The organism is Kitasatospora sp. NPDC041988 (assembly GCF_055588525.1).
In genome coordinates this window covers 11,472-27,404 of the sequence record NZ_JBVJCO010000033.1, presented here as the reverse complement: position 1 = coordinate 27,404, position 15,933 = coordinate 11,472, and the positions used below count along the sequence as shown (strand labels likewise).

General features: G+C 72.6%; 11 protein-coding genes. 1 reads left to right on the top strand and 10 read right to left on the bottom strand.

What is annotated here, in order from left to right:
- Nucleotides 1-295: 295 nt before the first annotated feature.
- The 9 genes from ACZ6NC_RS28505 to ACZ6NC_RS28465 form a co-directional block, all read right to left on the bottom strand.
- A complete protein-coding gene (locus ACZ6NC_RS28505; protein ID WP_465736686.1) occupies nucleotides 296-661 on the bottom strand; it encodes a Tn3 family transposase in 366 nt (121 codons plus the stop codon).
- Entirely contained in the window at nucleotides 583-1,746 is a 1,164-nt protein-coding gene (locus ACZ6NC_RS28500) for a DUF4158 domain-containing protein (RefSeq protein WP_465736622.1), read from the bottom strand. Before ACZ6NC_RS28500 ends, ACZ6NC_RS28505 begins: the two co-directional genes overlap by 79 nt.
- A 152-nt stretch (nucleotides 1,747-1,898) precedes the next feature.
- Entirely contained in the window at nucleotides 1,899-2,918 is a 1,020-nt protein-coding gene (locus ACZ6NC_RS28495; RefSeq protein ID WP_465736621.1) for an N-acetylglucosamine kinase, read from the bottom strand.
- 119 nt (nucleotides 2,919-3,037) lie between these two features.
- Complete coding sequence (locus ACZ6NC_RS28490) at nucleotides 3,038-4,327, bottom strand: 6-phospho-beta-glucosidase (protein ID WP_465736620.1); 1,290 nt, start codon at nucleotides 4,325-4,327, stop codon at nucleotides 3,038-3,040.
- Nucleotides 4,327-5,247, bottom strand: a complete 921-nt coding sequence (locus ACZ6NC_RS28485; protein WP_465736619.1) for a carbohydrate ABC transporter permease — start codon at nucleotides 5,245-5,247, stop codon at nucleotides 4,327-4,329. The genes ACZ6NC_RS28490 and ACZ6NC_RS28485 overlap by 1 nt, the downstream gene beginning before the upstream one ends.
- Nucleotides 5,248-5,268: 21 nt before the next feature.
- The gene (locus ACZ6NC_RS28480) at nucleotides 5,269-6,267 is read right to left on the bottom strand and encodes a carbohydrate ABC transporter permease (protein ID WP_465736618.1); all 999 of its coding nucleotides are present in this window, start codon (nucleotides 6,265-6,267) and stop codon (nucleotides 5,269-5,271) included.
- A 21-nt stretch (nucleotides 6,268-6,288) separates the two neighbouring features.
- A complete protein-coding gene (locus tag ACZ6NC_RS28475) occupies nucleotides 6,289-7,644 on the bottom strand; it encodes an ABC transporter substrate-binding protein (protein WP_465736617.1) in 1,356 nt (451 codons plus the stop codon).
- A gap of 110 nt (nucleotides 7,645-7,754) precedes the next feature.
- Entirely contained in the window at nucleotides 7,755-8,945 is a 1,191-nt protein-coding gene (locus ACZ6NC_RS28470) for an ROK family transcriptional regulator (protein WP_465736616.1), read from the bottom strand.
- A 251-nt stretch (nucleotides 8,946-9,196) separates the two neighbouring features.
- Complete coding sequence (locus ACZ6NC_RS28465; RefSeq protein WP_465736615.1) at nucleotides 9,197-10,450, bottom strand: mechanosensitive ion channel family protein; 1,254 nt, start codon at nucleotides 10,448-10,450, stop codon at nucleotides 9,197-9,199.
- A 480-nt stretch (nucleotides 10,451-10,930) separates the two neighbouring features.
- Between ACZ6NC_RS28465 and ACZ6NC_RS28460 the strand changes: the two genes are divergently transcribed.
- Nucleotides 10,931-11,575, top strand: a complete 645-nt coding sequence (locus ACZ6NC_RS28460) for an HNH endonuclease (protein WP_465736614.1) — start codon at nucleotides 10,931-10,933, stop codon at nucleotides 11,573-11,575.
- A gap of 275 nt (nucleotides 11,576-11,850) precedes the next feature.
- On the opposite strand, the gene ACZ6NC_RS28455 is transcribed toward ACZ6NC_RS28460, so the two are convergent.
- Entirely contained in the window at nucleotides 11,851-15,810 is a 3,960-nt protein-coding gene (locus ACZ6NC_RS28455) for a beta-N-acetylglucosaminidase domain-containing protein (protein ID WP_465736613.1), read from the bottom strand.
- Nucleotides 15,811-15,933: the final 123 nt, after the last annotated feature.

Genomic DNA, 15,933 nt, shown 5'->3' with positions numbered 1-15,933 from the left:
CTGCGGGTTGGTGGGCCGGGGGGTTATTGCCCGGCGAACACCCATCTCGCACCGGCCCTCAGCTGGCCGTTGTGGTTGGCCCTCCGTTTGGGGTGTGGCAGGCCACACCCCAAGTGGATGGCAGACCGCAGTCGCCCGACGCCTCCAGCAGAGACCCCTGCGCTCCGCCAGACGCCTGGCCTTCGACGACACCCTTCGACCTTCGCCGCTGCTGCCTGCAGCCGGTCCTTCAAGGGATACGCGGGGTAGCGCTCACGGGACGGAGCAGCGGTCAAGTGCACCGGCAGGTCGATACTCAGCCGACCACGCGCACGTGCTCGCTTCCGGGAGTGCGCTGGCCAGGGATGGTCGCCGTGGACAGGTCCAGGCGCGTGTCCATGTCAAGGCGGAACGTGCCGTACGGATTAATGTTCGACCAGAACAAGGCCGTCAGACCTCGCCGGTCCTCGTCCGACAGCTTCCTGGCCCACTCCGGTTCGGCGAGGACCTGCTGCAGCAACATGGTGTTGATGTGCACCAGCGCGGACTGGAGCAGGTGCAGGGCGAGCATCGAGGTCTCGGCGTGCTCCTTGTCCGGCCCGGTCAGCGCGCCGTCCTTACCGTAGTGCAGAACGGTGTTCGCACTGTTCCAGTTCTCCACGACCTGGAGGCCGCCGTGAATCTCACGCCGCAGGTCGGGGCTGGCCAGGTAGTCACAGGCGAAGATCGTGCCACCAGGTCCCGCAGCGTCTTCTCCCCGACCACCGGATACAGGACCCGCCTCACGATCTCGTCCGGGTTGCCGATCGCCGCGTCGGCGAGCTTGAACAGAAGGCCCTCCTTGCCGCGGACCTTCTTCAACTCCGCGGTCAGCTGCCGCTCCACCCGCCGCTCGGCACGGGCATTGATCTTCTGCACCAGGGCGACCAACAGATCCACCAGCGCATCGGTGATCTCCGCCTGCCGAGCAAAGCACAGCACGGCCAGCAGGGTGACCTGCGCGTCCTCGGCGGTGTCACGGAAGTCCGAGGGATACATCTTGATCGCCCGGGCCCGCCACGCGGCCAGCAGTTTCTCCGAGCAGCCCGCGAACAGCCCCTCAGGCAGGCCAAAGGTGCGCACCGAGTTCAGCTTGGTGATCTCCGCCAGTAGCGACTCCAGCCCCACCGCCCCCGGATCCTGCTTCAGGTCAGCCAGCAGCGTAGCCCCCGCCTCGTTGCCCTCGGCCACCAGCGCCAGCAGCCGGGACGCGCACGCCTCGCCCAGGCGCTCGACGGTCCGCTCGCAGAACGCCTTCTCCGCCCGGGCCCGGGCCGAGGCGATGATCCGGTCGATCCGGCCCGGCGGCTCGATCCGCTCCACCCGGCACTGCACCAGCAGGGCCTCCCGCAGCCGGTCCTCTACCAGCTCGACCGGGCAGACCTCCTCCGTCAGCCGCCCGATCAGCCGTTCCTCGTCCGCCCGTGTCGAGGGACGGAAGCCCAGCACCTCGCGGATCTGCGCGCGGTGGTACTCGGCCGTCCGGCCGGTGAACGAGTACCCCGCGAAGTCCGCGGCCGCTACCTTCACCAGCCCGGCGACGTACTCCACCGCCTCCTGCGGGATCTCCTCCACGGACTGCGGGAAGCGGCCCTCCAGCTCGAAGAATTTCAGCGCCAAGCAGAAGCCCAGCCGAGTCGGGCCGGTCTTGTTTGCCACCAGGTCCCAGTCGCCGTCTACCAGCGTCCAGCATGCCACCACGTCTTCCGGCGACCACTCCTGCCGCACGTCCCCGCCCTCTCGCCTCAGCCCACCAGATCACCCGACTGGCTCAACGAAGCCCGTTGGACAAAGGCACGGGCTACTTTGCGGCTGGGGTCAGAGATAGGACTCCGGGGCCGATCCGGTCGGCGAGGGGTCGGTAAGGGATCAGCAGGGGGTCACGCCGCCAGCCGCCGCGCCGGGTCGTACGCCTCCCGCAGCCGCGCCTGCGCCGCGCCCCCCGCGCCGAGATGGTCGAGGCCGAGCAGCGCCGCGCCCAGGACCGGCGGTGCGACGACGACACGCGGCTCGGCGAGCGGGGCGGCCGCCGCCAGCCGGGCGGTCAGGTTGTCGAGCAGCAGCGGCTGCCGGGAGGCGAGTACGCCTCCGCCGAGCACCACCGGTGTCGGCTCGTCCAGCAGTTCCAGCCGTCCCAGCGCGACGACCGCGAGCCGGGCGATCTCGTCGGCCTGCCGGTCGACCAGCTCCAGGGCGACCGTGTCCCCGGTCTCCGCGACGGCGAACAGCACCCGGGCGATCTCGTGCAGCCGGGCCCACGGCAGGTGCCCGAGGTGGATGGCCTCGGCGACGGCACCCGTGTTCGGCAGGCCGAAGTGTTCGGCGATGGCGCGGGCGAGGGTGGTGGGCCCGCCGCGGCCGTCCTCGGCGCGGACGGCGTGCCACATGCTGCTGAGGGCGAGGCCGCTGCCGCCGCCCCAGTCGCCGGTGAGTTCGCCGAGGGCGGGGAAGCGCGCGGTGCGCCCGTCGGGGAGCAGGCCGACGCAGTTGATGCCGGCGCCGCAGACGACGGCGACGCCGCGCGGGCCGTCGGTGCCGGCCCGGAGGAGGCCGAAGGTGTCGTTGGCGACGGTGTTGGTGACGCCCCAGGGGTGGGATTCCAGGGCGGTGCGCAGGGCCTCCTCCTCCACCGGGAGGTCGGCGTTGGCGAGGCAGGCGCTGACGTGGGTGGTGAGGACGCCGCTGCGGAAGGAGAGGCCGGCCGCCGCGGCGGCCTCCTCGACCAGCGGGGCGAGGCCGGCGACCGCCGCCGCGCCGCCGACCTTCTGCGGGGCGAAGCCGCCGCCGCGGGCGGTGCCGCGGACGGTGCCGTCGGCGCCGATGAGGGCGACGTCCGTCTTGGAGTTGCCGGCGTCGATGGCGAGTACGCCGGGCAGGAGTGGTTCGGGCTGGTGGGTCATCTGGTCCCCGCGGCTCGTACGTGGCCCGGCCGTTGTCCCCGGCCGGGGGTGGACGGTCTCCTCGCGGCTCGGCCCGCTGTCGCCGACGGACGCACAGCGGGCCGGACGCGGTGGGCGGGTCACGCCCAGGCGAGGTGCTCGCGGTTGTGGGCGAGCAGCCGGTCCGTGAGCTGGTCGGCGAGTTCGATCTGGCCGACCAGCGGATGGGCGAGCAGGGCGTCGAAGACGCGGTCGCGGCCGCCGTGCAGGGCGGCGTCGAGGGCGAGGTGCTCGTAGGCGGTGACGCCCGCGATCAGGCCGGCGTAGAGCGGTTCGACGGGCCGCTGCGGCAGCGGCCGTACGCCGGCGGCGTCGACCTCGGCCGGGACCTCGATGACCGCGTCGTCGGGCAGGAACGGCAGCACGCCGTCGTTCCTCGTGTTCACCACCTGGACGGACGTGCTGCCGCCCGTCCCCAGCAGCGCGGCGATGAGCTGGACGGCGGCCTCGGAGTAGAACGCGCCGCCGCGCTTGCCGAGCAGCTCCGGCTTGGTGTCCAGGGTGGGGTCGGCGTACAGCTCCAGCAGCTGCCGCTCGATCCCGGCGACCTCGGCGGCCCGCGAGCCCTTGGTCTTCAGCTCCTCGACCACCTGGTCGTGCTGGTAGAAGTACCGCAGGTAGTACGAGGGGACGACGCCGAGCCGCTCGATGACGCGCTGCGGCAGGTGCAGGTCCTCGGCGATCTCCTTGCCGAAGCCGGAGAGCAGCTCGGGAAGCACCTCGCGCCCGCTCGCCGCGCCGGGTGCGTCGAGCATGGTGACGCCGCGCTCCCAGGTGAGGTGGTTGAGGCCGACGTGGTCGAGCCGGATCAGCTCGGGGTCGACGCCGAGGTGCCCCGCGAACCGCCGCTGGAAGCCGATGGCGACGTTGCAGAGCCCGACGGCCTTGTGGCCGGCGGCCTGCAGGGCTCGGGTGACGATGCCGACGGGGTTGGTGAAGTCGATGATCCACGCGTCGGGGTTGGTGCGGCGGACCTTCTCGGCGATGTCGAGCACCACCGGGACGGTGCGCAGCGCCTTGGCGAGGCCGCCCGCACCGGTGGTCTCCTGGCCGACGCAGCCGCACTCCAGCGGCCAGGTCTCGTCCTGGTTGCGGGCGGCCTGGCCGCCGACCCGCAGTTGCAGCAGCACCGCGTCGGCGTCGGCGACACCGGCCTCGACGTCCGTCGTCGTCGACACGACCGCGCCGTGCCCCTGCTTGGCGAAGATCCGCCGGGCCAGTCCGCCGATCAGTTCCAGCCGGTCGGCGGCCGGGTCGATGAGCACCAGTTCGCCGATCGGCAGGGTGTCCCGCAGCCGGGCGAAGCCGTCGATCAGCTCCGGGGTGTACGTCGAACCGCCGCCTACGATGGCCAGCTTGAGTGCGGACATCAGCCCTTGACCCCTGTCAGTGTCACGCCTTCGATGAAGGCCTTCTGTGCGAAGAAGAAGAGGACGATCACCGGCGCCATCACCAGCAGGGTGGCGGCCATGGTGAGGTTCCAGTTGGTGTGGTGGGCGCCTTTGAAGGACTCCAGGCCGTAGGAGAGCGTCCAGGCGCCCGGGCTCTCGCTGGCGTAGATCTGCGGGCCGAAGTAGTCGTTCCAGGCGTAGAAGAACTGGAACAGCGCGACGGCGGCGATGGCCGGCTTGGCCATCGGCAGCACGACCTTGAGCAGGGTGCGCAGGTCGCCGCAGCCGTCGATCCGGGCGGCCTCGATGTACTCCTTGGGGATGGTCAGCAGGAACTGGCGCAGCAGGAAGATCGAGAACGCGTCGCCGAAGGCCATCGGGATGATCAGGGGCCAGAGCGAGCCGGAGAGGTGCATCTGCTTCGACCAGAACAGGTACATCGGGATGACGGTGACCTGCGGCGGCAGCATCATCATCGCGATGACGGCCATCAGGGCCAGATTGCGGCCCCGGAAGCGGAACTTGGCGAGCGCGTACGCCACCGGGAGGCTGGAGACGACGGTCAGCACGGTGCCGAGGCCGGCGTACAGCAGGGTGTTGCGCCACCAGGTGAGGAACCCGGGGGTGTCCCAGACCTTGGCGTAGTTGCCCCACTCCCAGGAGGTGGGCCAGTAATCGGTGGTGAGAGCCTGGTTGTCCGTCATCACCGAGGTGAGGAAGGCGAAGACGAACGGCAGCAGGAAGAACAGCGTGGCGGCGATGGCCAGCGAGTGGACGGCCACCCAGTTGAGCGCGGCCCGCCGGCGGGCGGCCCGGGCGGCGGCGCTGCGGGGCCCTCCGGAGCCGGAGGTGCGGGACGCGCCCGCGGGGGCCTTGGTGAGCGTGGTGCTGAGAGTCATGATCGTGTCCTCACTGGTCCGCTAGTCGTCGCTCGCCATGAAGCCGGACTTGCGGCGCAGCAGGATCGAGGTGACGGCCATCGAGATGGCGAACAGCACCAGGGCGACGACGCAGGCCGCGCCGTAGTTGAAGCGCTGGAAGCCGAGGTTGTAGACCATCTGCGGCAGGGTCCAGGTGGAGCCCTGCGGGTAGCCGGGCTCGAACTGCTGTCCGGAGTTGCCCGCGATGCCGCCGGCGACCTTCCCGGCGACGATCGCCTGGGTGTAGTACTGCATGGTCTGGATGACCCCGGTGACCACCGCGAACATGATGATCGGCGAGATGTTCGGCAGGGTGACGTACCGGAACCGCTGGAGCGGGCCGGCGCCGTCGAGTTCGGCCGCCTCGTACTGCTCCTTCGGGACGTCCAGCAGGGACGCCATGAAGATGACCATCAGGTCGCCGATGCCCCACATGGCGAGCATGGTGAGCGCGGGCTTGGACCAGGTGGGGTCGGCGAACCAGCCGGGCTGGGGCAGGCCGATCTCGCCGAGGAAGTGGTTGACCGGGCCGGTGCCCGGGTTGAGCAGGAAGGCGAAGGAGACGGTGGCGGCCACCGGCGGTGCCAGGTAGGGCAGGTAGAACGCGGTGCGGAAGAAGCCGGCGCCGGTCTTCACCTTGGTGATGAGCAGCCCGATGCCGAGGCCGAACGCCACCCGCAGCGCCACCATGACGACGACGAGCCAGAGCGTGTTGCGCAGGCCCTGCCAGAAGGACGGGTAGTCGTTGAAGACGTAGTCCCAGTTCTTCAGGCCGTTGAAGGTGGGGGCCGTGAAGCCGTTGTACTTCATGAAGGAGAAGTAGGCGGTGGAGATCAGCGGGTACAGGAAGAAGACGCAGAAGCCGATCAGCCAGGGGGAGAGGAAGGCGAGGGTGCGGGCCGCCTCCCGGCGGCGCTTCCGGCGCAGCAGGTGCTGCGTGGAGGGCGCCGCCGGGTCGGTCGATCCGGTGCCCTTGCGGGTGCCGAACGCGAGTGACATGGGAGCTCCGTGGGGCCCTGGCTACTTGGCCTGGGCGATGGCGGCGTCGATCTCCTTGGCGGTGGCCGCGAGGCCGCCCGCGAGATCCTTCTGCTGGCCGGACTCGTAGGCGTAGCCGAGGTTCTGCAGCGAGATGATGTAGGCGCCGCCGTTGACGCTCGCGGGGGTGGTGCCGGAGTCCGCGTTCTTGGCGATGTCCAGGAAGGTCTTGAAGTTCGCGTCGCTGATCAGCTTCGGCGAGCTGAGCGCCTCGAAGGTGCTCGGCACGTTGTGGATCGCGTTGGCGAAGCTGACCACCGCGTCGGTGTCGGTGGTCAGGTACTTGACCAGCTCCCAGGCGGCGGCCTGCTTCTTGCTGCTGCTGGCGATGCCGACGATGGTGCCGGTCTGGTAGCCGCGGCCCCAGGTGGCGGCCTGGTCGTCCGGCACCGGGAACGGCGCGGTGGCCCACTCGAAGTCGGGCTTGTTCTCGGCGAGCGAGGCGGTGCGCCACTCGCCGTCGATGGCCATCGCGACCTGGCCGGTGTGGAAGGGGTTCTTGGCGCTGAACTCCTCGCCGAAGGTGGAGCGGTACTTGTCCAGCTTGTCGTAGCCGCCGAGCTTGTCGACCAGGCCCTTCTGCCAGGTCAGCAGGGAGGCGACCTTGGGGTCGGTGGCGAGGCTCGACTTGCCGGAGCCGTCGAAGTAGGTGGGGCCGTACTGGCCGAGGAAGTGCTCGGTGGTGGACTCGTAGCCGTGGTAGAGCGGCATGAAGCCGAGCTGCTTGTAGCCGTCGCCGTCGGCGATGGTCAGCCTGGCGGCGGCGTCGGCGAACTCGCTGAAGGTCTTCGGCGGGGCGGTGATGCCGGCCTTGGCGAAGGCGGCCTTGTTGTAGTACAGGCCGAACGCGTCGCCGAGCAGCGGCAGGGAGCACTGGTTGCCCTGGTACTGCGTGTAGTTGAGCATCGCGGCCGGGAAGGTCTTCGCGGCGTCGATCTTGTCCTTCTCCAGGAAGGGCTTGAGGTCGGCGAAGGCCTTGGTCGAGCAGAACATGCCGACGTTGTTGGTGGTGAAGGAGGAGACCACGTCCGGGGCGTCGGCGCCGCCGGCCCGCAGGGCCTGGTTGACCTTGTCGTCGGCGATGTTGCCGACGGCCTTGACGTGGATGTTCGGGTGGGCCTTCTCGAAGGCGGCGATGTTGTCGTTGATCGCCTTCACCTCGGAGTCCTGGCTCCAGCCGTGCCAGAAGGTGATGGTGACGTCCTTGCCGCTCGCCGAGTCGTCGTTGCCGCCGGCGTCGTTGGTGCCGGTGCAGGCGGTGGCGAGCAGGGCCAGGACGGCGCTGCCGGTGACGGCGGCGAGTGTGCGGCGGCCTCTGCGGGGGGTGGTGGAGTGCACTTCGAGGTCCTCCTGGGGGTGCGCGGGCAGGCGTCATTGCCTCTGGTCCCGCGTTCGGGGGTTGGGGGAGAGGTTTCAGGTGCAGTACGGCGGGTGGTGCGCTGGGAGCGTCAGTGGGTGGAGAAGACCGCCTCGCGGGCGGCGGCCAGCGCGCGTTGCAGCGCGCCGGTCAGGACGGGCGAACCGGGCAGGGCACTGCTGCGGACTTCCGGCCGGGCGATCGAGATCTTGGCCAGCTCCTCCTCGACGAGCGCGCGCAGCCGTTCGCCGCCCGCACTCGGCACGCCGCCGGAGACCACCACGAGCTGGGGGTCGACGACGGCGACGATGACGGCCAGCCCGACGGCGAGCCGGCCGGCCAGCGCGGTGAGGAACTCGTCGCCGGCGCCCGGGGTCTCCAGGGCCTTCGCGAGCGACTCCTCCGCGGTGGGCGCGCCGAGCCCGTACTCCCGGGCCAGGGCGCGGACGGCGGGTGCGCCGACCAGCTCCTGGAACCCGCCGGAGTTGCGGCGGCGCACGTCCCGTACGACCGGCGAGCCGGGTACCGGCATGTAGCCGACCTCCCCGGCGCCGCCGGTGAAGCCGCGGTGCAGCCGGCCGGCGATCACGATCGCGGCGCCGGTGCCCTCGCCGGCCCAGAGCAGGACGAAGTCCTCGAACCCGTGCGCGGCGCCGGAGGCCTGCTCGGCGACGGCGGCGAGGTTCACGTCGTTCTCGATCGACACCGGGGCGCCGACCGCCTCCGAGAGCTCCTGCACCAGCCGCGGCGAGTGCCAGCCGGGCAGGTGGGAGGCGTAGCGGAGCTTGCCGGTGACCGGGTCGGGCGCGCCGCCGACGCCGATCGCCACGGTGTGCAGGCTGTCTTCGGCGAGCCCGGCGGTGCGGACGGTCTCGGCGACCGCGGCGGCGACCCGGGAGACGGTTTCGGCGGCCGGCCAGCCCTTGCTCGGGACGACGTGCTCGGCCAGCGTGGTGCCGGTGATGTCGGCGACGGCGACCCGGACGTGGCTGTTGGTGACGTCCAGTCCGGCGACGTAGCCGGCCGCCGGATTCACCTGGTAGAGCTGCGCGTTGGGGCCCGGGCCGCCTGCGGTGGTGCCGACCGGCAGGACCAGCCCGGCCGCCTCCAGGCGGGCCAGCAGCTGGGACGCGGTGGGCTTGGAGAGCCCGGTCAGGGTGCCGATCTGGGTGCGGGAGAGCGGGCCGTTCTCCAGCAGCAGTTCGAGGGCGGCGCGGTCGTTGATGGCCCGCAGCAGGCTGGGGGTGCCGGCGAGGGGGGCCTTGGCGGTCGTCTTGGTCACGCGAAGATCCTCCTCTTCCTGCAGGTGGCGGCAGTCGCCGGGTGGGGCGCAGGCGACCGCCGGGCGGGCCCGGAGCGAACTGTTAGGAAACTTTCCAGTCGCTTGAGACAGGACCGTACGGTCCTCGTCAGGAGGGTGTCAATGGTCGTCACGGCGGTGGATGCCGACTCGTTACCGGGCGGAACGAAGCCCCGCCTCCCGGTTGTCCGGGAGACGGGGCTTTCATCCGTTTAGGGTTGCTTCCCCTGCCGTCAGGGCGATTTGACCCCGGCGTCGTCGGCCGGCTTGACCGGTGCCGGTATCGGCGCCGTCGCCAGGTAGCGCGGCGAGGCCGGATCGGCCAGCGCGGACGGCGGGGCGGCGTCGGTGACCGCCGGAGCCGTCGTCAGGACCACCGCGGCCGCGGCCGTCCCGGTGGCCGCGCCCGCGGCGCCGGCTGCCGGCACGACCTCCTCCTTGACCTTGATCCCGGCCAGGTCGAACGCGGCCTTCAGCCGCTGCCGAAGCGCCCGCGCCACCGTCAGCGACTTGCCCGGCGCCGTCCGGGCCTCGACCCGCAGCACCACCGAGTCCGCCGCGACCGACTCCACGCCGAGGATCGACACCGGCGCCCACATCAGCTCGTCGAACGGCGTCTCCTTGGCGAGCGTCTCCGCCGTCTCCTGGATCAGCGCCTCGACCCGGACCAGGTCTTCCTTGTAGCCGATCTGGACGTCCACCGAGGCGGTCGACCAGCCCTGGCTCATGTTGGCGATCCGCTTCACCTCGCCGTTGCGGATGTACCAGATCTCGCCGTTGGCCCCGCGCAGCTTGGTCACCCGCAGGCCGACCTCCAGCACCGTGCCGGTGGCCACCCCGGTGTCGATCTCGTCGCCCACGCCGTACTGGTCCTCCATGATCATGAAGACCCCGGAGAGGAAGTCGGTGACCAGGTTGCGGGCGCCGAAACCGATCGCCACACCGGCCACACCGGCGCTCGCCAGCAACGGGGCCAGGTTCACCCCGAGCGCCGCGAGCACCATCAGCGCCGCCGTGCCCAGGATGGTGAACGACGCGACGCTGCGCAGCACCGAGCCGATCGCCTCCGAGCGCTGCTGGCGCCGCTCGGGGTTGACCACCCCGGTGTTGGCGAGCAGCCCGCCGAGCCGGCCGGGCTCGTCCTCGCTCTCGTGCGGCCTGGTCATCCGCGCTATCAGCTGGGTGATCAGCTTGCGCACCACGGCCCGCAGCACCAGCGCCAGCACGACGATGAAGACGATCCGCACCCCGCCGGCCAGCCACTCCTGCCAGTGCGAGTCGAACCAGCCGGCCGCCTGCTTGGTGGTGTCGCTGACCTCCTGCGCGCTGGTCGGGATTCTGAGGTCGAGCTGTGGCAGTCCGGGGGCTGTCGGGCTCGGGGAAGGGCTCGGAGGCGTGGCCGAGCCCGACGTGGCCGAGAGTGTCGTCGTGGACGTGAGCGTCGTGGACGCGTCGGCGAGGAGGCCGGCGGCACCGGACCTGAACACGTGCGGGACCTTCCTGCAGGGTGCGTGGCACAGCCCGCCGCCGCGGAAGCGTGCCCCTGGCCTGCGGACCGTCCGCCCTAGCCTATCGGCCGTCGAAGCACCCGCCGGACACGCCGCGGCGCCCCCTGGCCGGCGGGGAGGAGCCGCCGCCGGGCGTGCGGAAACCGCCCGGACGCCCCGTCAACGAACCGGCGCGCCCCCGAACCGCCCCCCCGACCGGCGCCGAGCGGCCCGCCGCCCAGGCTGCTCCGACCGGTCGAGCCGTCCCCCGGAAGGGCACCCGGGTGCAACCCGTCCGACGCCAGGGCATACCGGGTATGACAGAAACCACATCCGGAGTTCATGCCGGGTCCGTTACACAGGAGTGGTGGCGCCGTACAAAGGCGTAAGGCGACACTGGGGGAGATCACGCACCCGTTGCGTGGTCCAACCGCTCGTCCCGGCGCGAGCCACGCGCCGCAGGCGTCCAAGGAGGCATCCGTGCCGCATGTCCTGGTCCTCAACGCGTCCTACGAGCCACTCGGCGTCGTATCGATGCGCCGCGCACTCATCCTGGTCCTCAACCACAAGGCGGTCAGCCTGGAGGATTCGGGAGTCACTCTGCACAGCGCCACCAGCGCCCTTCCGGCGCCGTCCGTCGTCCGCCTGACCCGCTTCGTCCGGGTCCCGTTCTGCGGGCCCGTCCCGCTCACCCGCCGGGCGCTGTTCGCCCGTGACCACGGCCGTTGCGTCTACTGCGGGGCCGCCGCCACCAGCGTCGACCACGTCATCCCGCGCAGCCGCGGCGGCCAGCACCGGTGGGACAACGTGGTGGCAGCCTGCCGCCGCTGCAACCACACCAAGGCCGACCGCCACCTGACCGAGCTCGGCTGGCGGATGAAGCGCCCGCCGGCCCCGCCGAGCGGCCTGGCCTGGCGCATCATCGGCACCGGGATCAGGGACCCGCGCTGGCGGCCCTACCTGGAGCCGTACGGCGGCGGTGACCAACTGCGCGCCCCGCAGTGGGGCGAGTACGAGCACCACGACCATACCGAGGCCGGGCACACGGTGCCGCTCGGCCGGGCGCACGCCGCCCATCCCGCCCCCGTCCGCCGCGGTGAGCAGCCCGAACCGCTCTCCGCCTGACTCCGCTCCACAAGGGCTTGCCCGTCATAACCTTCGGTACGCCTCATGGGCCGCCGCGCACCCCGCACCGGGGAGCGCGGCGGCCCGCCGTCTGCTACTCGCCCGCTCGCCTCCGGGGTGCTCGGCCCGGTGCCGACGGTCGGCGCTCCAACGCCGCTCGTCCCTCACGGCGTCCTCGCTTCTCTCTTTCGGCACCGGCGCGCCCCTTCGGCTCGGGGCGGGGCTCGCCCGCTCGCCTCCGGGGCGCTCGGGGCGGGGCCGCCCCCGTAGGCCTCCTACGGCTTCGGCGGCGTCGTACCCGGGGTGGCCGGCGGGGTGGCCGGGGCGGTGGCGGGCGGCGCGGGCGGGGTGACCGGCGGGGCGGGCTGCCCGGCCGGCGGGGTCGCCGGGGTCGCCGGGGCTGCCGGGGCGACGGCGTACAGCTCGACGCCCCAGAGCGAGTAGCCGTACTTGGTGGCCCGGGCCACGCCCTGCACCCGTACGAACTTCGCCCCCGGCGCGTCGAAGCGCACCGTCTCGTTTCCGCCCTTGCCGTCCTCCACCGTCGCCACGGTGGTCCAGCCGACCCCGTCCGCCGAGGTCTGGATCTTGTACGCGGAGGCGTACGCCGCCTGCCAGTGCAGCACCGCCGAGCCCAGGTGGGCGGCCCGCGGCAGCTCCAGCTGGACCCAGGCGTCGTCCTTCGCCGGAGAGGACCAGCGGGTCTTCGGGTCGCCGTCGGCCACCGCCGAGGCGGGGAAGTTCGGCGTCTCGTCGGCCGAGGAGCTCCCCTTCGCGGTGGTGGCCAGGTCAGGACCGCCGGTCGGCGGCACCACGTGCACCTGGAGCACCTGCCGGACGGTGGTCGACCCGGCCACGAACAGCACCGGTACCTGGTACGTCCCGGACGGCGTCTCCGGAGCGGCGCTGACCAGCAGCGGAACGCCCACCCGGCCGCCGCGCGGCACGTTCACCCCGGACACCGGGGCCACGGTCAGGCCCTTGGCGACGGCCGGCACCTCGGTGCGCAGCTCGCCGGTCACCCCCTCCGGGCGGCCCGCCTCGATCATCGCCCGGGCCTGCACCGGCGAGGTCGCGCCGGTCACCACGTCCAGCGCCGCGTCGGCCAGGCTGAGCCGGGCCGCCGGGACGTCCGCGTACCAGGGGATCACCTGGTTGACCACCGGTGGCTCCCCGCCCGGCTTCCAGGCCAGCCGGAACGCGTCGGCGCTCTGGCCGCCGGCCGGCAGCTCGTTGTAGCCGGGCTGGACGGTGCCGATCTCGACCCAGGTGCCGTCCGCGCGGCGCAGCGCGACGGTGGCGGAGGCCCGCACGTTCGGGTCGGTGAGGATGGTCAGCCGGTCCAGCGGCCGGGCCGCGCCCAGTTCGACGGTGAGCGGTTCGTCCGCGGCGGTCGGCGCGGTGGCCGCCCGGTAGGCGGTGTCGGGGTTGCCGTCCAGCACGGCGGTGGCCGAGGCGCCGGGCAGCGCGGCCGGACCGCCGGTGACGCTGGCCGGGGCCTCGTCGGGCGCGGTCACGGTGAACTCGCGCACCGCCACGGCGGTCTTCTGCGCGGCGGTGGCGCGCAGCCGCACCCCGCGGACGACCGTCCCGGCGGGCAGCTGGGCGGTGACGCTCTTCTGGTTCTTCACCTGCGCCAGCTGCTTCCAGCCGCCCTCGCCGGTGGTGTACTCCAGCACGCCGTCGCGGATGTAGTCGTCCACGGCGGTCCCGCCGTCCGGGCCGCTGCCCCACGAGCCCATCAGCACGGTGACGCTGCCGACCGGGCGGCCGCCGCCGAGGTCCAGGCCGACCGAGTCGCCCGGCTGCGGCGGCGCCGAGCTCCAGTAGAAGGTGTCGGCCACGCCGTCGGCCATCAGCGCCGGCAGGTGGTCGTGCGCGGTGCCGAGCGTGCTGGTCGCGGTGATCCCGCCGCCGACCACGCCGGCCCAGTTGTCGGCGGCCCGGATGGCGCGCTCCAGGAACGGGCCGAGCACGCCCGCACCGACCGTCGCCGGGCTCTGGCCCAGCTGCTCGCGCAGCTTGTTCAGCTCCACCCGGGCCTTCCAGGCGGCCGCGCCGTCGCCGCCGCGCTGCGCCAGCAGCATGTCCAGCGCGGCCTGGCCGGCCAGGCCGTAGTCGCGCAGCGGGGCCAGCCAGGGGCCGGCCTCGGCGGCCAGCGGCGCGGTGGCCGGGGTCGCGGTCAGGGTCTGCTGCGCGCCGGCCATCGCGGCGAAGGAGTCCCGCAGCGGGGCTGCCGCCTCTATCAGCTTGGCGAGGTCCGGCGCGGCCCCGGCGGTCGGCTCGGCGGTCGCCCAGAACCGCTCCAGCAGGGGGGCGAGGTAGCCGGACTCCTGCTTGGACAGCGGCGAGGACGAGCTGTTGCCGGCCAGCGCCGTGACGGCCGACAGTGCCGCCCCGGCGGGGGTGGTCGCCGCGCCGGTCGGGCCGGCCATCGACCGCACTGCGGCCTGCCAGGACTCCTCCGGCTTGTAGGCGGCCGGGTTCCAGGCGAAGTCGCCGGCGGTGGACAGCGCGATCCGGGAGGCGACCGGCTGCTGCATCGCGCCGGTCAGCATGACGGCCGACCTGGTGGCGACCTCCGCGTCCCGCCCGGTGTAGGCGCCGAGGAAGAGCCGGTCCGGGTCGGCGTCGTTGACCGGGTAGTTGTCCATGGTGACCAGCGGGTGCCCGTACAGGCTGCCGGTGTCGGCGGTCTGAGCGCCCGTGATCTTCTCCGGGATCACGCCGACCCCGCTCCACGCCACCTGCACGCCCGCCGGCAGTGCCGCTGCCAGGGCCTTGCGGTAGGGCGTGGCGCCCTGCTGGTGGTACTCGGTCGGCACCACGGAGAGCGGGGCCAGCCCCGGGTTCCTGGCGATCAGCCGGTCCTGCACCTTGGCGACCAGCTCGGCCTGCGCCTTGGCGGCGGCGGCCGGCCCGGTGCCGTACTTGGACCGGTCCTCGCTGCAGTGCCACTCATCGTAGGAGACGTCCAGGAACTGCAGCTGGAACGCGGTGAAGCCGAGCTTGCGCAGCCCGTCCAGCTTCTCGACCAGCGCGTCCGCGTCCTTGGCCGAGCTGAAGCAGAGCGACTGCCCCGGGTCGATCGCGTACCCGAGCGCGACGTGGTTCTTCCGGGCCCGGGCGGCGAGCGCCTTCAGCTCCTCGGCCCGCGCCTGCGGGTAGCCGTCCCGCCAGCGGGAGAGCCGGTACGGGTCGTCGCCCGGCGCGTACAGGTAGAAGTTCTGCTTCGACCGGCCGAGGAAGTCCAGCTGGTCCAGCCGCTGCTGCTGGCTCCACGGCGTGCCGTAGAACGCCTCCGCCGTGCCGCGCACCTGCGCGCCCGACGACCAGTCGCGCAGCGTGATCCCCGGCAGCCCCAGGCCCGCCGCGCCCGGCGCCTGCCCCTGTCCGGCCGGTACCGCGGCCAGCAGCTGGCGCAGCGACTGCGCCGCGTAGAACGTGCCCGCCGCGTCCGTCCCGGCCAGCACCACCGCGCCATACGTCCCGCCGCCCTGCGCCGGCAGCTGGCCCGCCGACAGCACGTACCCGCCGGCCGGCATCCCGGCGGTGGACGGCGCGGCACCGTCCTTGCCGCCCGCGGCCGCGGCCAGCTCCCGCAGCACCCGGTCCACCTCGCCGCCGGCGCCCTCGGCGGGCCCGCCGACGTACACCACCAGCGACCCGGCCGCCGGCGTTCCGGCGTCCTCCTGCGGAGTCACCGCCGTAGCCCCGGCCACGTTCAGCACCTCGTGGACGGCGTCCACCGCCCCGAGGTCGGCCTTCGGCGCGGGCACCAACGTGACGGCGGCCGGCACCGTGACCGGCTTCCCGGCCACGCTCTGCTCCTGCGGCCGCGGGAACACCTGCGGGTTGCTCACGCTCCCCAGCGGCGTCTGCGCCGCCGTGCTCACCACGTCCGGTCCCGGGCTGTACGCGTACGCCACCGGCCCGCTCACCATCAGCCCGCCGACCACCGCGGCCGCCGACAGGGTCGCCGCGATCTGCAGCGTCCTGCGGCTGGGCGCCCCCGGCCGCTCGGCCAGCGCCCGCTCCGCCCGCACCGAGGCGAGCAGCGGCTGCGTCCCCTTGAGGTCGGCGATCAGCCGGTCGGCGGTCCTGGGGGCCAGCTGACGGCACGTCCGCGCCGTCAGCTGACGCGCCGCGATCGCGGCCGGGTGGTACAACACGTCGCGCAGCGCGGGGCTCTGCTCCAACTGCTGCCGCAACCGCCGCCCTGCAGCGACGGACACTCGGGCTTGCACAGGAGCCTCCTCGCCAGGCAACGACCACATCGCGCCAAAGCCCACCAGTTGGCCCAGCCGGTGTCAACGCCGCCGACGGCTATGACTAGTTTGTCCGTTTTATTGCCGACT